This window comes from Corallococcus carmarthensis, assembly GCF_003611695.1.
Taxonomy (GTDB): domain Bacteria; phylum Myxococcota; class Myxococcia; order Myxococcales; family Myxococcaceae; genus Corallococcus; species Corallococcus carmarthensis.
Genome location: NZ_RAWE01000103.1, coordinates 1 through 15,952, shown reverse-complemented (window position 1 = coordinate 15,952; position 15,952 = coordinate 1). Strand labels below are relative to the sequence as shown.

The following is a 15,952-nucleotide window of genomic DNA, read 5'->3' as shown; positions in this document are numbered from 1 at the left end:
CGCGACGGAGGAGCAAGGCGATGACGATGAAGCAGGTGGACCCTGGCGTCGAGGTGGCGGCCCCCACGCCGGTGCTGGAAGGAGCGACGCTCCCCAATGATCTGGTGAACGGGGTCAAATTCGGTCCGCCCACCGACGAGGACCTGACGACGGTGTCGGCCCTGCGCGCCAACTCCGAGCCCTGGAAGGGGCGGGGGGAGAGCCAGGAGGAGAGCCTCAAGGCGCTCACCCAGCTCAAGCCCTTCCTCCACGTGGCGCGGATCCAGAACCAGGTGGTGGGCTACGTGACGGTGGAGCGCGACGGCCCGGTGCCGGGCGCGGCCTACCTGCGCAACATCGTGGTGAAGCCGGAGCTGCGGCGCCACGGCGTGGGCGCGATGCTGCTCGACAAGGCGCTGGACGCGGCGCGCGACATGTACCGCAAGACCATCGCGCTGCGCGTGGACCCCGCGAACGCGCCCGCGGTGGGCTTCTACCGCAAGGCGGGCTTCACCACGGTGGCCACGGTGGTCTCCAAGAAGTCCGGCAAGCTGCGGCTCCTGATGTCGCGCGAGCTGTAGTCCGCCGCACCCCCACGAAGTCCGGTTGTACCCGACGGGAGGGGCCCTCACACGGCCGCTCCCGTCGTGCATTTGGGGGCATGCCCCCCGGGTGACCTGGGACGCGGCGGTCGACTATCCTCGGGGGAGTTTCCACCCCGCCGGGCCTGACGCGCGGCAAGCGGTGGGGGCCTCTCCCTGAATGAAACCGCTCGCGGAACTGCTGCGTCATCTGTCGCGTCCTGGAATCACCGAGCTGGCCCTGGCCAGCGGCCGTCCTCCGATGGTGCGCGGCGCCAGCGGCTACGAGCCCGTCGATCCCGGCGCCCTCTCCACCGATGAGCTCGTGAAGGCCCTCCAGGCGATGGTGGGCATGGCGCGGGCGTCCACGGTGTCGGAGACGCCGGTGCAATGGTCGGTGAACGCCACCGGTCTGGGCTCCATCAACATCGCCGCGGTGCGCCGGGGCGAGCTGATGAACGTGCGCCTCACGCGAGGCACGGAGGGTGCGGCGCAGACCGCGGCTCCAGCGGCAGCTCCAGCGCCCGCGGCTCCAGCACCGGCCGCGCCCACGCGGACGCCCTACGCGGGCATGCCGGCGGTGTCCGCGCCGGCCCCCACGCGGGCGCCCGCCGCGTCCGCACCGGTGGAGGCGGCCGCTCGGGCCGCCCAGCCCGGTGGGCTCAGCGCGGGAGGCGCCACGGTGCGCGGAGCGCCTGGCGCCACGGCCGCGTCACCCCTGGCGGGCGCGGCCTCCGCGTACGGCGGCGCGGCCACTCACGCGGGCGCTCCCGCTCACCCGGGCGCATCCGCAGCCCACGTGAGCGCGGCGGCCCACCCGGCCGTCAGCGCGAATCCTCCCGCGCGGGTCATTCCCATCTCGCGCGCGACCTCCGCTCCGGGCCGCGACCTGACCGTGCTGCTGGAGCAGGCGCGCAGCATGCAGGCCAGCGACCTGCACCTGGTGGCGGGACGGCCTCCGCTGCTGCGCATCGCCGGGGAGCTGCTGCCGCAGGACACGCCGTTGTCTCCGGAGACGGTGGAGCGGCTGCTGCTGCCCATCATCCCGGAGCGGCTGCGGCCCGTGCTGGAGAAGGACGGCAGCGTGGACTTCGCGCTGGACTCCGAGGACACCGGCCGCTTCCGCGTCAACGTGGGCCGCCAGCGCACGGGCCTCAAGGGCGTCTTCCGCCTCATCGCCCGTGAAATCCCCACCCTGGAATCGCTGGGCCTGCCCCCGGACATCGCCAAGGCCACGCACCACCACCAGGGCCTCATCGTGCTCACCGGCCCGTCCGGCCACGGCAAGACGAGCACGCTCGCGGCGCTGGTGGACATCATCAACCGGGAGACGACCCACCACGTGCTCACCGTGGAGGACCCGGTGGAGTACGTGCACCCGCGCAAGCGCGCCCTCATCAGCCAGCGAGAGGTGGGCACCGCCACCCGCACCTTCGCCAGCGCCCTCAAGGGCAGCCTCCGCGAGGACCCGGACGTCATCGTCGTGGGCGAGCTGCGCGACACGGAGACCGTGCGCATGGCGCTCGCGGCCAGCGAGACGGGCCACCTGCTCATCAGCACCATGAACACGCCCAGCGCGGCGAAGACCATCGACCGGCTCATCGACCTCTTCCCGCCGGGCGACCAGCAGCAAGTGCGCCTGTCGCTCTCCAGCGGCCTGCGCCTCATCGTCAGCCAGCGGCTGATGCCCAGCGCGGATGGCAAGTCCATGGTCGCCGCCGCGGAGGTGCTCACCGGCTCCGTGGCCCTGGGCAACCTCATCCGCGACAACAAGACGTTCCAGATCCCCTCGCTCCAGCAGCGCGGCAAGTCGCTGGGCATCATCCGCTTCGAGGACTCGCTGTCGGAACTGGCCCGCTCCGGCAGGGCGACGCTGGAGACCGTGAAGGGCTTCGCGGAGAACCCGGATGAAATCGAGGCCATGGTGACGGGCAAGCGCCCCGGCGCCGCGCCCACCGTGGCCCCGCCCGCCTCCGCCCAAGAGGGCGCGCGGATGCTGTCCAAGGTGGGCTCACTGCTTGGCAAGAAGGGCGCCTGACATGACGGACACCCCTCGCATCGCGGCCTGGTTCGACGTGCTGCTGGACAGGAAGGGCAGCGACCTGCACCTGGGCGTGGGCTACCCGCCCCTGGGCCGCATCCGCGGCGAGCTCGTGCCTTTACGTGACGAGCCGCTCACCACCGAGGAGTTGGAGGAGCTGCTCTTCGAAATCTGCTCACCGGAACAGAAGCGGCAGATCGTGGAGGAGCTGGACCTGGACTTCGCCTACGGCTACGGCACCAAGGCCCGCTTCCGCGCGAACTACTTCTACAAGATGACCGGCATTGGCGCCGTGTTCCGCACCATCCCCAGCAAGGTGCTGTCGCTGGAGGAGCTGAAGACGCCGGAGGTGGTGCGCAAGATGGCGGACCGCCGCAGCGGGCTGGTGCTGGTGACGGGCCCCACGGGCAGCGGCAAGTCCACGACGCTCGCGGGGATGATCAACCACATCAACAAGACGCGCGCGTCGCACGTGCTCACCATCGAGGACCCGGTGGAGTTCGTGCACGAATCGCTCAAGGCCCAGGTCACCCACCGCGAGGTGGGCCCGCACGCCTCCAGCTTCGCCACCGCCATCCGCTCCGCCGGCCGCGAGGACCCCAACGTCATCCTCATTGGCGAGCTTCGCACCAACGAGACCATGAAGCTGGCGCTCCAGTTGGCCAGCTTCGGCGTGCTCGTCTTCGCCACGGTGCACACCAACAGCGCCCCCGCCACCATCGACCGCATCATCAACGCCTTCCCCGCGGACGAGCAGGGCCAGGTGCGCGGCATGCTCGCGGAGTCGCTGGCCGGCATCGTCGCCCAGCAGCTCATCAAGACCGCGGACGGCAAGGGCCGCGTCGCCGCGCTCGAAATCCTGGTGGGGGGCCCCGCCATCGCCGCCATGATCCGCGAGGGCAAGGTGTTCCAAATCACCTCCAAGATGCAGTCCGGTCAGGGCGTGGGCATGCAGACCCTGGACATGCACCTGGAGCGGCTGGTGAAGGACAACGTCATCCTCCCGGACGCCGCCCTGGAGAAAGCCCAGGACAAGGAGAATTTCGTGAAGGTCATCCAGCGGCTGAAGCCGGACTGGGCGGTGCCGGAGACGCTGAAGGCCTGAGCGCCCGACCCGGGGAGGTGAAGGAATTTGCTTTCCCCCCCCGACTTCGCCTTTGTTCGGGAGTGAACTTGGACCCGCCCACCGAGGGGGGTCCCACACTTCCGAGGGGGAAGTCATGAACGAGGACCAGCAGCTTCAGATGATGCAGCAGATGCAGGACCAGCAGTCGGCGGGCCCGGGCCCGCTGTTCTGGATCTTCTACCTGGCGTTCATCGGCGTCATCGTCGCCGGCATGTGGAAGACGTTCGTCAAGGCGGGCCAGCCCGGGTGGGCGGCCATCGTGCCCTTCTACAACATCTACGTGCTGACCCAGATTGTCGGCCGTCCGGCGTGGTGGGTGGTGCTGGCGCTCCTGCCGTGCGTGAACTTCATCGCGCTGTTCATCATCAGCATCGACATGGCGAAGTCGTTCGGAAAGGGCACGGGCTTCGGCATCGGCCTGGCGCTGCTCGGCCCGGTCTTCTACGCCATCCTCGGCTTCGGCGACGCGCAGTACCAGGGCCCGGCCGCCGCTGGCGGTGGCGTCTCCGCGGCGTAGTTTCCGCACGCGGCTTTCCGGCCGTGAACGGCGGCGGTGGAGGGGCCTTCGGGTCACTTCACCGCCGTTCGTGTTTCCGGAAGCCCCGCCATGGCTCGCCCGGGAGCCCGACATCCAGTAAGCGGAGCGTGATGCCTGGACCGCGCGCTCCTTCCCGTCTGTCACCCGCCTACCGCCTCGCATGGGCGTTGCTGCTGCCCGGAGTGGCCACCGCGCAGGCCGTGGATGGGGGAACACCTCCCGAGCCGGAAGCCGCCGCGCCCGCTGCCCCCGAGCCCGAGCCTCCCCGCGAAACCCGCACGGTCGTCACCACGACGCGCCTGCCGCGTCCGCTCCGCGACGTGCCCGCCACCACCGTGGTGATTCCGCGCGCGGAGATGGAGCGCAGCCCCACGCTCACCCAGGACGCGCTCGTCCGCACGCTGCCGTCCGCGGCCACGTTCCGCCGCACGCCGTCCCTCGTCGCGGACCCCACCGCGCAGGGGCTCAACCTGCGGGGGCTCGCGCCTTCTGGCGTGGCTCGCGGGCTCGTGCTGCTGGATGGGCTTCCCTTCAACGACCCCTACGGCGGCTGGGTCTTCTGGCGCGCCCTGCCCCGCCTGGGCCTGGACCGCATCGAGGTCGTCCCCACCGGCGGCTCCGCGCTCTATGGCAGCGCCGCGCTGGGCGGCGTGGTGCAGCTGTTCTCCCGGCCCATCACCGGCCCGGTGCTCGACGCCGACGTGTCCGTGGGCAACCTGCGCACCGGCTTCGTCGCCGCTCGCGTCGCGGACCGCTGGGGCCGCGTGGGCGCTTCGCTGGAGGTAGAGGGCCTCACCAGCGACGGCTACCGCATCGTCTCCGCGGACCAGCGCGGCCGCATCGACAGTGACACCCCGTCCCAGCACGTCAGCGCCCAGGCGCGCGTCGAAGCGGAGGCCACCGACCACCTCTCCCTCTCCGCCCGCGCGGGCGTGTTTCGCGAGCACCAGAATGGCGGCACCCAGTACACCGTCGCCAGCGTGGACCTCGCGTGGTTCGCCGCGAACGCCCGCCTGCGCACGGACGCCGCGGGCACCTTCGAGCTGGGCCTCTTCGGCCGCACCCAGCACTTCGCCCAGGACCGCGCCCGCATCACCCCGGACCGGAACTTCGAGGTCCGCTCCGCCCTCCAGGACGTGCCCGCGAATGATCAGGGTGGCTCGCTCGTCTGGACCGGCCCGGAGATGACGCTGGGCGGAACCCACGTGCTCGCCGCGGGCGTGGACGTGCGCCGCTCAAACGGCAGGGCCGACGAGCTGCTCTTCCCCTCCGCCTACACCGCGACAACGCTCTACGCGCGCACCACCCAGGGCACGCAGGTGTCCGGCGGCGTCTTCGTGCAGGACCTCTACACCGTGTCCCCCGCGCTGGAGTTCGCCGGCACGCTGCGCTGGGACACGTGGCGCAACCTCGACGGCCGCCAGCTGGAGAGCTTCGCGAACGGCACCACCACCGTCACGGAGTTCGACCCCCGCACCGCCCGCCAGCTCAGCCCGCGCCTGGCCGCGCGCGTGCGACCGCTGGAGTGGCTCACCCTGCGCGCCTCCGCGTACCGCGCCTTCCGCGCGCCCACCCTCAACGAGCTCTACCGTCCCTTCCAGGTGGGCACCGTCCTCACCGCCGCGAACCCGGACCTGGGCGCTGAACGCCTCTGGGGCACCGAGGCCGGCGTGGAGGCCACCGGCCCGCGCGGGCTCACCGGCCGGGGCACCGGCTTCTGGAACGTGCTGGACGCGCCCGTCACCAACGTCACCCTCGCCACGCCCCTGCCGGACGGCAGCACCCGCCAGCGTCAGAACCTGGGCCGGGCGCGCGTGCGAGGCGTGGAGCTGGGCGCGGACTGGCGCCTGTCACGGCAGTGGGCCGCCCTCGCCGCCTACACCTTCGTGGACCCCGTCGTCACCCGCGCTCCCGGCCAGCCCGACCTCTTGGGTCGTCAGCTGCCGCAGGACCCCAGGCATCGGGGCTCGCTCGCGGTCACCTTCGACGACCCGTCCATCGTCTCCGTCACCGCGCAGCTGCGCGTGTTCGGTCCGCAGTACGAGGACGACCTCAACACGCGCGGCATGGGCGGCGCGGCGGTGGTGGACCTGTTCGTGAGCCGCCACCTGTTCTGGAAGGTGGACGCCTTCGGCGCGGTGGAGAACCTCTTCGACCGCCAGTACCTCGCGGGCCGCGCGGGCGTGGACACCCTGGCCCCGCCCTTCCAGGCACGCGTGGGCCTGCGCCTGCGCGACGTGTTCAGCGAATCGAACGCACGGGCGGCACCGGGCGCACCGGGCCGTTGAACCAGCGGCTCAGCTCCGTCGTGTCCTCCATCCGCTTCGCGGGCGGCAGGCTGGAGAGGAACACGCGGCCGTAGCTCTTGGTCACGATGCGGCGGTCCAGCATCGCCACGATGCCCCGGTCCGCCTGCGTGCGGATGAGCCGCCCGAAGCCCTGCCGCAGCGCCAGCGCCGCCTGCGGCAGCTGGTACTGGTCGAACGGCTCTTCCCCGCGCGCCTGAATCTGGCGGATGCGCGCGGCCACCAGCGGGTCGCCCGGCGACGCGAAGGGGAGCCGGTCGATGATGACCAGGCTCAGCGCGTCCCCGGGCACGTCCACGCCCTCCCAGAAGCTGTGCGCGGCGAAGAGCACGCTGGGCGTCTGACGGAACGCGTCCAGCAGCTGCTGCTTGGGCCGTTCGCCCTGGAGCAGCGCCTGGTAGGGCAGCCGCGTCGCCGTCAGCTCGTACGCGCGCACCATGTTGCGCAGGGACGTGAAGAGCACGAACGCGCGCCCGCCCGTCACTTCACACAGCTGGATGATTTCTTCCGCCGCCGCCTCGATGAAGCCCGGGGCGCTGGGGTCCGGCAGGTGCGTGGGCAGGTACAGCGCGGACTGGCGCGGGAAGTCGAACGGGCTGGGCACCGCCAGCGTGCGCACGCGCGTCACCGGCTGGCCCTCGTCGTCGTACATGCCCATGCGCTTGGCGAAGAAGTCGAAGCGGCTGTCCGCCGCGAGCGTCGCGGAGGTGAACACCACCGTGTCCAGCGCGCCGTAGAGCCGGTCGCGCAGCTCCTTCGCCACGTCGATGGGGCTCGCGCGCAGGAAGAGTCCCTTGCCGCGCGCCTCCGCCCAGTACACGTGGTCCGCGGACTCGGACTTCTCCAGGAAGGACAGCTGCTCCGCCATCTCCTCCGCGCGGCGGTGGATGGCGGCCAGCTCCGGTTCGCGCTCGCTGCCCGCGAAGGACGCGAGCGCCGCCAGTCCCTCGCGCACCTGCTCCAGCGCGCCGGACAGCTTGCCCATCGTCTCCGGGCGCAGGGCCACGGTGGACTCCTGGCTGGACATCCCCAGCGCGCGCGGCGCCTGGAGGAACAGCGCGTCCGCGTGCGAGCGCACCCGCTGGGCCAGCGCGGAGAGCGTCGCGTGCCGCTCATCCTTCGCCTGAAGGGCGGCCACCGCGTCGCGCGACAGCTCCTCCAGCCGGTAGTTGGACACGCTGCATCCGAAGTGGCCGCTGGCCGCGTCCTCCAGCGCGTGCGCCTCGTCGAAGACGACCGCGTCGTAGAAGGGCAGCACGCCTTCCGTGCGCTTGCCGGAGCTGCGCAGCGCCAGGTCCGCGAAGAACAGGTGGTGGTTCACCACCAGCAGGTCCGCGACCTCCGCGCGCTTGCGCATCCGCGTGACGAAGCACGTCTCGTACAGCGAGCAGCGCGAACCCAGGCACGTCTCCGACGTGGTGGACAGCCGCGACCACGTGGCGAAGGACTCCGGCAGGTCCAGCTCCGCCCGGTCCCCCGTCTCCGTCTGCGTCACCCACTTCTTGAGCAGCGGCCACTGCTTCGCCTCTTCACGCGAGACGAACTGCGGATCCTTCTCGAAGGACTCGTAGCGGTGCAGGCACAGGTAGTTGCCGCGCCCCTTGAGGTACGCCGCCTCGAAGCGCAGCCCCAGCTTCTCGCTGAGCAGCGGCAGGTCCTTGAAGAACACCTGGTCCTGCAGCGTCTTCGTCGCCGTGGACACCACCACCTTGCGCCCCGACAGGAGCGCGGGCACCAGGTAGGCCAGCGTCTTGCCCGTGCCCGTGCCGGCCTCCGCCAGCAGGTAGCTGCCCTCGGAGAAGGCCCGCTCCACGGCGCGCGCCATCTGGAGCTGCTCCGGACGGTGCTCGTACGCGGGCAGCGCCTCTTCCAGCGCGCCACCAGGACCCAGCAGGCTGTCGACAGAAGGGGGACGGGGCGCGGGCGCGGACATGCGGCGGTCTTCGGGGGGCAGGAGGACGGAAAGGCGGCCCCGCAGGATAACAGCGCCCGGCGCCCCCCGCGCGTTCCCGGACGCGCCCGGGAAGCCATATCCTCCGCCCGCCCGGGAAGCGGGCCGGCCAGCGCCCCTTTGGGCCTTCCGCCTAGAAGGCGTCGCGCAGTATCTGGAAGAGCACCAGCACCAGCACCAGGGCGATCACCAGCACCGAGCCCATCACCGCGTTCTTCACCTTGCGCGCCATCGCCGGGGAGGGTCCGTCGGAGGCGAGCGGCGCCGCGGACGTCACCCGGCGCACCACCTCGTCCCGTCCGCGCAGCGCCAGGGCGTCGCCCGGCGCCCGGGCCAGCCGCATGCGGTACAGCCGGCCCGCCATGGCCAGCTCTCCCCGCCCCATCGCCTGGGACAGCAGGCGGTCATGCGCGTCCCAGTCGTGCCACGTCTCCAGCAGCGCGTGCCACTCCCCGGCCAGGGCCCCGGAGGGCTGGTGCTCGTCCGGGATGAAGTTGGCGTAGACCAGCCCGCACGCCGCGCAGGCCCCGGCTTCGTCGCGCACGGGCGCCACGCACTTGGGGCAGTGGCCCGGGGGTGCCTGGAAGGGGTCCCCGTCCAGCACGAGCGGGGCCACCGGAGGCGCGTCGGAACGCACCACGCGCAGCGCGGTGACGCTGGGCCGCGAGGGCGGCGGCGGAGGGCCGGCGGAGGGCTCCGAAACAGGCTTCCAAGCGGGCTCCGGGGCAGGCTCCGTCGCGGACACCGCCACCGCGGCGCCATCGCCACCGCGCGCGCCCGGCTCCTCCCCACGCCCGGGCGCGAGGCCCGGGGAGGCCGGCTTGGAGCTCGAAGGCGCCGCCCGAGTCCACGCCCCACACACCGGGCACGCCACGGCCAGCGCGTGGTCCTCGAGGACGTAGGTCTCCACCTTGACCAACCGGTCGCAGCCTTCGCACTGGTACTTCATGACCAGACCTCTCGCAGGGGGATGGGCATCGCGCACCCTACCAGCGCCAGCAGGCACAGCGCGCAGATGACCTTGCGCGAGCGGCTCAGGGGCTCCTCCGGCCGCACCACCTCCGGGTGGCCGAAGCCCACGACCTTGCTCGCCACCACCAGCCACAGGCCCCACGACGCGGTGACGAACACGGTGAGGAAGAGCAGCACCAGGGCCACGCCCTGGCCCAGCGTGCGGGCCCTGGCACCGAACACCGCGAACGTCAGGTGCCCGCCGTCCAGCTGTCCCACCGGCAGCAGGTTGAGCAGCGTCACCAGCAGGCCGAACCACGCGGCCATCACCACCGGGTGCACCACCACGTCCTTGCCCTCTGGCACGGGCCCCAGCGCCAGCCACGTCAGCGCCTTCATGATGAGGTTGTCGCCGAACAGCGTCTGGTGGCTCGTGTAGACGGGCTCCATCCCGGGCGGCGCCTGCGTCACCTTCTCCATCGCCCAGTGCAGCAGGTTCTGTCCCAGCACCCACAGCGACGACTCACCGGGGAACGCGGACGGCACCGGCGGCGAGTCCACCACCGTGGAGTGCAACAGCCCCCAGTAGAGCAGGGGCAGCGCCACCACCAGGCCCGCCAGCGGCCCCGCGGCGCCAATGTCCACCAGGGCGTTGCGCGTGGGGATGCGCCCGCGCAGCCGGATGACCGCGCCCAGCGTGCCCAGGCTCCCCGGCACCGGAAGTGGGATGAAGTACGGCAAAGACGTATCCACCCGGTGCCACCGCGCGAGCACGTAGTGCCCCATCTCATGCGAGCCCAGGATGGCCAAGAGCGACACGCTGAAGAACAGCGCCTGCGTCCGGTCCTCCGCCAGCAGTCCGCCCTCGCTGAACGGGAAGGAGCGCCCGAAGAGCAGCAGGTAGGCCAGGAACGTCGTCCCCAGCGTCACCCCGAACAGCAGCAGGTGCAGCCAGACGCGGGACGGGGTGGGACGTGGAACGGAAACCGGGTGCATGCGCGAAGATGCCTCACGTCCACAAGAGGGGCGACCGGTCCCGCATCACCCGGCGGATGAAGTGTCAAACACAACTCGGATTACCCCGACCCGGGTCCTTGACTTGAAAAAGCCTTCTGCTACGAACCGCGCCGCTTGAGGTTTCACCGAACGGCGGAGCGCCCGTCCGGGTTGTCCCGCCACATCCAAGCCACCGTCAGTTGGGGAGAAAACCATGAAGAAGTTCATCCTGTCCGCCGTTGCCGCCGCCTCCCTCGTGGGCTGCACCAGCGTCGAGTCCGCCGTCGTCTCCGGCTCCGAGATCGCCGCCAACGGTGAGGCCGTGGCCGTCATCCAGGGCAGCTCGCTGGGTCTGACCGCGATCTTCCACATCATCGACATCGTGCAGAGCGACCTGGACACCGTGGTCAACAAGCTCCTCATCACCGAGGCGAAGGCCATGGGCGCCTCCAAGGTGGACCTGAAGTCGGCGAGCACCACGCCCCGTCACGGCATCTTCGCCCTGTTCGGCACCATCATCGGCATCACCAGCTCCTCCGCGACCGGCGTGGCGGTGAAGTAGTCCGAAGCTGCCTCCTCACCGAGGCAGTCCGAAGGCCCCCTGGCGACAGCGGGGCCTTTTCCATTTCAAGCCCGCTCCCCAGCCGGCGTCCGAGTTCCTCATGCGCGCCCTCCTCCTGCTGCCCCTCGTGTGCCTCCTCGCGTGCCGTTCGTCCTCCTCCGGGGGCGCGAACGACGCGGAGCTGATGGCCCAGGTGCGCGAGAAGCTGGCCGCGCGCGACGCGAAGCTCCAGGCCTACCAGCTGGAAGGCACGCAGACGGAAGGCGATACGGCCTCCGCGGGCTTCACCTTCGCGTACCGCGCGCCCCAGAAGATGCGCGGCACCGTGTCCGCCCCCCAGGCGCGGCAGGTGTGGTGGGACGGCAAGCACCTGTACGAGCAGGTGGAGGCGACGAAGCAGTTCACCACCTTCACGTCCCAGGTCTCCGCGGAGAAGCTGTCCGCCTTCCTCACCGAAATCTTCACCCCCTTCGTGCCGGACGGCTTCCGCGCGCCGCTGCTCTTGCGCAGCACGAAGGCGAAGCGCACCCCCGGCCTTCCCCAGGCGAAGGAGGCCGTGGAGCTGACCATGGCGCTGGAGGGCGAGGCGGGCGGCGGCGTGGAGGTGACGTACGTGCTGCGCTGGCCCTCGCTGGACTTCCTGGCCAAGAAGACGCGTGCGCCGGACGGCACCCGGGCGGAGGTGCGGATGGAGGAGGAGCACTGCGACGCGGCCCTGGGCCTGTGCGTGCCGCGAAAGCTCACGCGCTGGCTGGGGGACGCGAAGCAGGGGGAGACGGTGCTGACCAAGGTGGACCTGAAGGCCTCCCTGCCCAACGACGCCTTCACCCCCGCCACGCCGGACGGATACAGCGTACAGACCCGGACACTCGTGGACAGCGAAGCGCAGGAGAGTGGACCGAAGCCCCCCGCGGGCGGTTGACCCGCACGCCTCCCATCGCCACCTTGGCGGCGGAGGTTTGCCGCGCATGGTCGAGAACGTCATCTTCGACGTGGATGGAACGCTGATCGATTCCGTGGACGAACACGCCGAGGCCTGGCGCCGGTCGTTCATCGAGTTCGGCCGGGACATCCCGTTCGCGCATGTGCGCAGCCAGATTGGCAAGGGCGCGGACCAGCTGTTGCCCGTCTTCTTCAACGACGAGGAGCTGGAGCGCTTCGGCAAGGACCTGGACGAGTACCGCTCCGCGCTCTTCAAGCGCGAGTTCCTGCCCAAGGTGCGCCCCTTCCCGCGCGTGAAGGAGCTGTTCCAGCAGCTGCGCAAGCGCGGCCGGAAGGTGGCCCTGGCCTCCAGCGCCAACGACGACGAGCTCAAGCGCTACGTGGAGCTGTGCGGCATCGACGGCCTGTTCGAGGCGAAGACGAACAAGGAAGAGGTCGACAAGAGCAAGCCGCACCCGGACATCTTCGAGGCGGCGCTCACGAAGCTGGGCAAGCCGGACCCCGCCACGGTGGTGGTGGTGGGCGACACGCCCTACGACGCGCTCGCCGCGGGCAAGCTGCATCTGTCGACCGTGGGCATGCTGTGCGGCGGCTTCCGCCCGGATGACCTGCGCACGGCCGGCTGCCGCACGCTGGTGAAGGACCCCGCGGAGCTGCTGCGCCGCCTGGAAGAGGACCCGGAGACCTGGCCCTGGGACGCGGCGTCGCGGGACACCTCCAAGGACGAGGAGTCGCGCTGAAGTCCGTGAAGGGGTGAAGGCGCGCCCCCGGTAGCCACGAACGCGTGGCCACCGGTGGAGCCCTTTTCGGACGCTACTTGCGCGAACCGCCCCGCTTCGCGCGTGAACGGGATGCCGTGCTCTTGCGCGCCGTTCCCCGGCGCGCGGTGCTGCTCTTGCGAGCCGTGCTGCTCTTGCGGGCCGTGGAGCGCTTGCCGGCGGTGCCAGTACGAGTGGCCTTGCGGCCGGTGGTGATGCGCTTGGCCCGGGCGGGAGCGGCCCTCTTGCCGCGGGAGGTGGCGCTCTTCTTCGCGGTGGCCGCGCGGCGCTTGCCGCCCACGCGTCCGGCCTTGCGCGCGTTCTTGCGGGCCGCGGGGCGCTGGCGGGCCGCCTTCGCCTTGCTGCCGGAACCGCCCTTCTCTCCGCCGCCGGTGAGCTTGTTCACGGTGGCCCACGCGCGGGCCTCCGCGGTCTTCTCGCGGGTGCCCTTGTTCTCGTAGCCCTTCTCGATGTGCTCGGCCATGCGCTTCTGCTTCGCCGAGTACTTGTCCTTGCTTCCACGCGCCATCATCACCCTCCTGGAGAATGTCCCGGCGCGGGTCCGAGGCACGGAGTCCGCGTCGCCTGCAAGGTGAACACGCCTACCCAGGGAGGGAACCCGCCAGCCCCCTACCCCTGTCCACTCGCGGAAGCCCTCCGGCCGCGCGGGTGGGGAATGGACAGAGTCCCCACCCTTATCGCCCGGGTCCCGCTGGTGCCGGCGTCCTGTCGTGCGCAGCTTGGAGACGCTGGACAGAAAGCCGAGGTCTCACCTGGAACCCGCACTCAATGTGCCGCCGCGCCTTCGCCACCTGGATGGAGGGCCCGCGGTCCTGGTGGTGAATACGCGCTCGCGCTCGGGGCGTGACGCCTTCGAGAACGCCCGCGCGCTGTTGGCCGCCCACGGCATCCCCCTCATGGCCGCGCACGCGCTGACGCGGCCCAAGCGCCTGCGCAAGGTGGTGGAGGAAGCCATCGCCCAGGGGGCCCGCCGCATCCTCGTGGGAGGAGGCGACGGCACCATCAGCTGCGCGGTGCAGGCGCTGATGGGCCGCGACGTGACGCTGGGCGTGGTGCCGCTGGGCACCGGCAACGACTTCGCGCGCTCGCTGGGCATCCCGGACACGCTGGAGGCCGCGTGCGACGTCATCGCCGGCGGCTACACGGCGCGCGTGGACGTGGGGCTCGTCAACGGGCGGCCCTTCCTCAACGCCGCCAGCCTGGGGCTCACGACCGCCATCGCGAAGCGGCTCACGCAGGAATTGAAGCAGCGCGCCGGGAAGCTGGCCTATCCCATGGCCGCCGCCGCGGAGATGCGCACGCTGCAGCCCTTCCACGTCCGGCTCCAGGCGGACGCCCAGACGCTGGAGGTGGACGCGCTCCAGCTGGTGGTGGGCAACGGCCGCTACCACGGCGCGGGCAACATGGTGGCGCCGGACGCCACGCTGGACGACCGCAAGTTCCACGTCTACGCCATCACCGCGCCCTCCGCGGCGGACGGCGGGGAGCGCACGGGGCTGGGCCACCTGCAGGACGTGGCCACGCTGGCGCGCGTGGCGATGGGCATGCGCAGCGGCGGGCACCTGGAGCACGAGGCCGTGGTGCACCTGCACACCTCCCGGCTCGTCGTGGAGACGGATCCGCCCATGGAGGTGAACGCGGACGGGGAGAACGTGGGCATGACGCCCATGCGCTTCGAAGTGGCCCCCGCGGCGCTGCGCGTCTACGCGCCCGCGCCGCAGTAGGGCGCTACACCTTCTCCAGCACGCTGGAGAGCACCTGGGCGGTGAAGTTCACCAGGGGAATCACGCGCCGGTAGTCCATGCGCGTGGGCCCGATGACGCCCACGGTGCCCAGCACCGCCTCCGCCGTGCCGTAGGGGCTGGCGATGACGGTGACGTCGCCGGCGGCGGAGAACTCGCTCTCCGCGCCGATGAAGACGTGCATCTCCTTGGTGCGCTGCACGCGGTCCAGCAGGTGCAGCAGCTTGTGCTTCTCATCCAGGGCGCGGAACAGCGCGCGGATGCGCTCCACGTCCGCGAACTCGGGCTGCTCCAGGAAGGAGCCGGTGCCCTCGATGAGCACGCGCTCGGGCGTCTGCAGGTCGGTGGCGGCGGCGCCCAGCTTGAGGGCCTTGGCGGTCAGCGCGTTGTAGAGGGCCTGCTCCTGGTCCATCTCCGCGCGGATGCGCTCGCGCGCCTCCTCCAGGGGCACCTGGTGCAGCAGTTCGGAGAGGTAGTTGCTGGCCTTGATGAGCTCGTCGGACGTCACCGGGAAGTCCACGGTGAGCGCCTTGTTGTGCACCTGGCCGTTCTGGCCCACGAGGATGGCGAGCACGCGGTTCTCGCGCAGGCGCAGGAACTCGATGCGCTGGAACACGGCGGCGTCGGGGCGGGGCGTGAGGACGACGCCCGCGTGGCGCGTGAGCGAGTGCAGCACGCGGCTGGCCTCCGACAGGATGTCGTCCAGGCTGGACTCGTGGACGAGCCCGGCGTGGATGAGCTCGCGGTCGCGCGGGGCGGGGTCGCGCAGCTTCACCAGGGTGTCCACGTAGAAGCGGTAGCCCCGGTCGGTGGGCACGCGGCCGGCGGAGGTGTGGGGCTTCTCCAGGAAGCCCAGGGCCTCCAGGTCGGCGAGCACGTTGCGCATGGTCGCGGAGGAGACTTCGAACTCCCCGCGGCGCGTCAGTTGCTGGCTGCCGACCGGACCGCCCGTGGTGATGTACTCCTGCACCACGGCTCGGAGGACTTCCTTCTCGCGCTCACCCAACTCGTCGGGCATTCCCGCTCACGCTCCGGAAGCGGCAGGCCCGGACTCGGGTCTCCATGCCTCCTGTAGAATTCTAAAAGGGACGCCCGAGGCATTCAATCCGGAGGGGTCTCCCGGAGGGCAGGCAGGCGGGGCGCTGGTTCGCCGGCCTGCGGGGCGGGTACGGGAAAGCGCACATCGCCCTGGAGGGTGACGGGGGTTAGAAGGCCGCCGCCGTGACGACCGCGACCGCGACGACCGACGTTTCCGAGCCCGCGCCCCACCGGGGCCGGCTGCTGTTCAGCCTCTTCGCGCTCTACGTCATCTGGGGGTCGACCTACCTGGCGATGCGGTTCGCGCTGGCGGGTTTTCCGCCGTTCCGGATGGCGGGGCTGCGCTTCCTGCTGGCGGGCGGGCTGCTGTTCGCCGGATTGCGGCTGAAGGGGCAGCCGGGGCCGGGGGTGCGTCAGTGG

15 protein-coding genes are annotated in these 15,952 nt (G+C 71.2%); 10 read left to right on the top strand and 5 right to left on the bottom strand.

What is annotated here, in order from left to right; genetic code table 11:
* Positions 1–20: 20 nt before the first annotated feature.
* The 5 genes from D7X32_RS25015 to D7X32_RS24995 all read left to right on the top strand — a co-directional run bounded on the left by D7X32_RS25015 (position 21) and on the right by D7X32_RS24995 (position 6,553).
* On the top strand, positions 21–560 hold the full coding sequence (locus D7X32_RS25015; RefSeq protein WP_120605084.1) for a GNAT family N-acetyltransferase: 540 nt from the start codon (positions 21–23) through the stop codon (positions 558–560).
* Between the two features lie 181 nt (positions 561–741).
* Positions 742–2,598, top strand: coding sequence for a type IV pilus twitching motility protein PilT (locus tag D7X32_RS25010; protein ID WP_120605083.1), 1,857 nt, complete (start codon positions 742–744; stop codon positions 2,596–2,598).
* A gap of 1 nt (position 2,599) precedes the next feature.
* Positions 2,600–3,706: a type IV pilus twitching motility protein PilT gene (locus D7X32_RS25005; protein ID WP_120605082.1), complete on the top strand. Its 1,107-nt coding sequence runs from the start codon at positions 2,600–2,602 to the stop codon at positions 3,704–3,706.
* A gap of 115 nt (positions 3,707–3,821) precedes the next feature.
* Positions 3,822–4,244: a DUF5684 domain-containing protein gene (locus D7X32_RS25000; RefSeq protein WP_244239163.1), complete on the top strand. Its 423-nt coding sequence runs from the start codon at positions 3,822–3,824 to the stop codon at positions 4,242–4,244.
* Positions 4,245–4,375: 131 nt separating this feature from the next.
* Positions 4,376–6,553 carry a TonB-dependent receptor gene (locus tag D7X32_RS24995; protein ID WP_120605081.1) on the top strand — a complete coding sequence of 726 codons (2,178 nt, stop codon included), beginning with the start codon at positions 4,376–4,378 and terminating at the stop codon, positions 6,551–6,553.
* Here D7X32_RS24995 and yoaA read toward each other — a convergent pair.
* From yoaA to D7X32_RS24980, 3 genes are all read right to left on the bottom strand, one after another.
* Positions 6,507–8,504: a DNA repair helicase YoaA gene (yoaA, locus tag D7X32_RS24990; protein ID WP_120605080.1), complete on the bottom strand. Its 1,998-nt coding sequence runs from the start codon at positions 8,502–8,504 to the stop codon at positions 6,507–6,509. The genes D7X32_RS24995 and yoaA overlap by 47 nt on opposite strands.
* A gap of 151 nt (positions 8,505–8,655) precedes the next feature.
* A complete protein-coding gene (locus D7X32_RS24985) occupies positions 8,656–9,471 on the bottom strand; it encodes a hypothetical protein (RefSeq protein WP_120605079.1) in 816 nt (271 codons plus the stop codon).
* Positions 9,468–10,469 carry a site-2 protease family protein gene (locus D7X32_RS24980; protein ID WP_120605078.1) on the bottom strand — a complete coding sequence of 334 codons (1,002 nt, stop codon included), beginning with the start codon at positions 10,467–10,469 and terminating at the stop codon, positions 9,468–9,470. Before D7X32_RS24980 ends, D7X32_RS24985 begins: the two co-directional genes overlap by 4 nt.
* A gap of 214 nt (positions 10,470–10,683) precedes the next feature.
* On the opposite strand from D7X32_RS24980, the gene D7X32_RS24975 reads away from it, so the two are divergent.
* The 3 genes from D7X32_RS24975 to D7X32_RS24965 all read left to right on the top strand — a co-directional run bounded on the left by D7X32_RS24975 (position 10,684) and on the right by D7X32_RS24965 (position 12,713).
* On the top strand, positions 10,684–11,031 hold the full coding sequence (locus tag D7X32_RS24975; protein ID WP_120551649.1) for a hypothetical protein: 348 nt from the start codon (positions 10,684–10,686) through the stop codon (positions 11,029–11,031).
* 100 nt (positions 11,032–11,131) lie between these two features.
* Positions 11,132–11,953 carry a hypothetical protein gene (locus tag D7X32_RS24970; RefSeq protein WP_120605077.1) on the top strand — a complete coding sequence of 274 codons (822 nt, stop codon included), beginning with the start codon at positions 11,132–11,134 and terminating at the stop codon, positions 11,951–11,953.
* 46 nt (positions 11,954–11,999) lie between these two features.
* A complete protein-coding gene (locus D7X32_RS24965) occupies positions 12,000–12,713 on the top strand; it encodes an HAD family hydrolase (RefSeq protein ID WP_120605076.1) in 714 nt (237 codons plus the stop codon).
* A 73-nt stretch (positions 12,714–12,786) separates the two neighbouring features.
* Here D7X32_RS24965 and D7X32_RS24960 read toward each other — a convergent pair whose 3' ends face one another.
* Positions 12,787–13,263 carry a transcriptional regulator gene (locus tag D7X32_RS24960; RefSeq protein ID WP_244239162.1) on the bottom strand — a complete coding sequence of 159 codons (477 nt, stop codon included), beginning with the start codon at positions 13,261–13,263 and terminating at the stop codon, positions 12,787–12,789.
* Positions 13,264–13,522: 259 nt separating this feature from the next.
* On the opposite strand from D7X32_RS24960, the gene D7X32_RS24955 reads away from it, so the two are divergent.
* Entirely contained in the window at positions 13,523–14,476 is a 954-nt protein-coding gene (locus tag D7X32_RS24955; RefSeq protein WP_171448193.1) for a lipid kinase, read from the top strand.
* A gap of 4 nt (positions 14,477–14,480) precedes the next feature.
* On the opposite strand, the gene hrcA is transcribed toward D7X32_RS24955, so the two are convergent.
* Positions 14,481–15,512: a heat-inducible transcriptional repressor HrcA gene (gene hrcA / locus D7X32_RS24950; RefSeq protein ID WP_120605075.1), complete on the bottom strand. Its 1,032-nt coding sequence runs from the start codon at positions 15,510–15,512 to the stop codon at positions 14,481–14,483.
* 203 nt (positions 15,513–15,715) lie between these two features.
* Here hrcA and D7X32_RS24945 point away from each other — a divergent pair.
* On the top strand, positions 15,716–15,952 hold a 237-nt coding region (locus tag D7X32_RS24945; RefSeq protein ID WP_147450252.1), incomplete at its 3' end, for an EamA family transporter.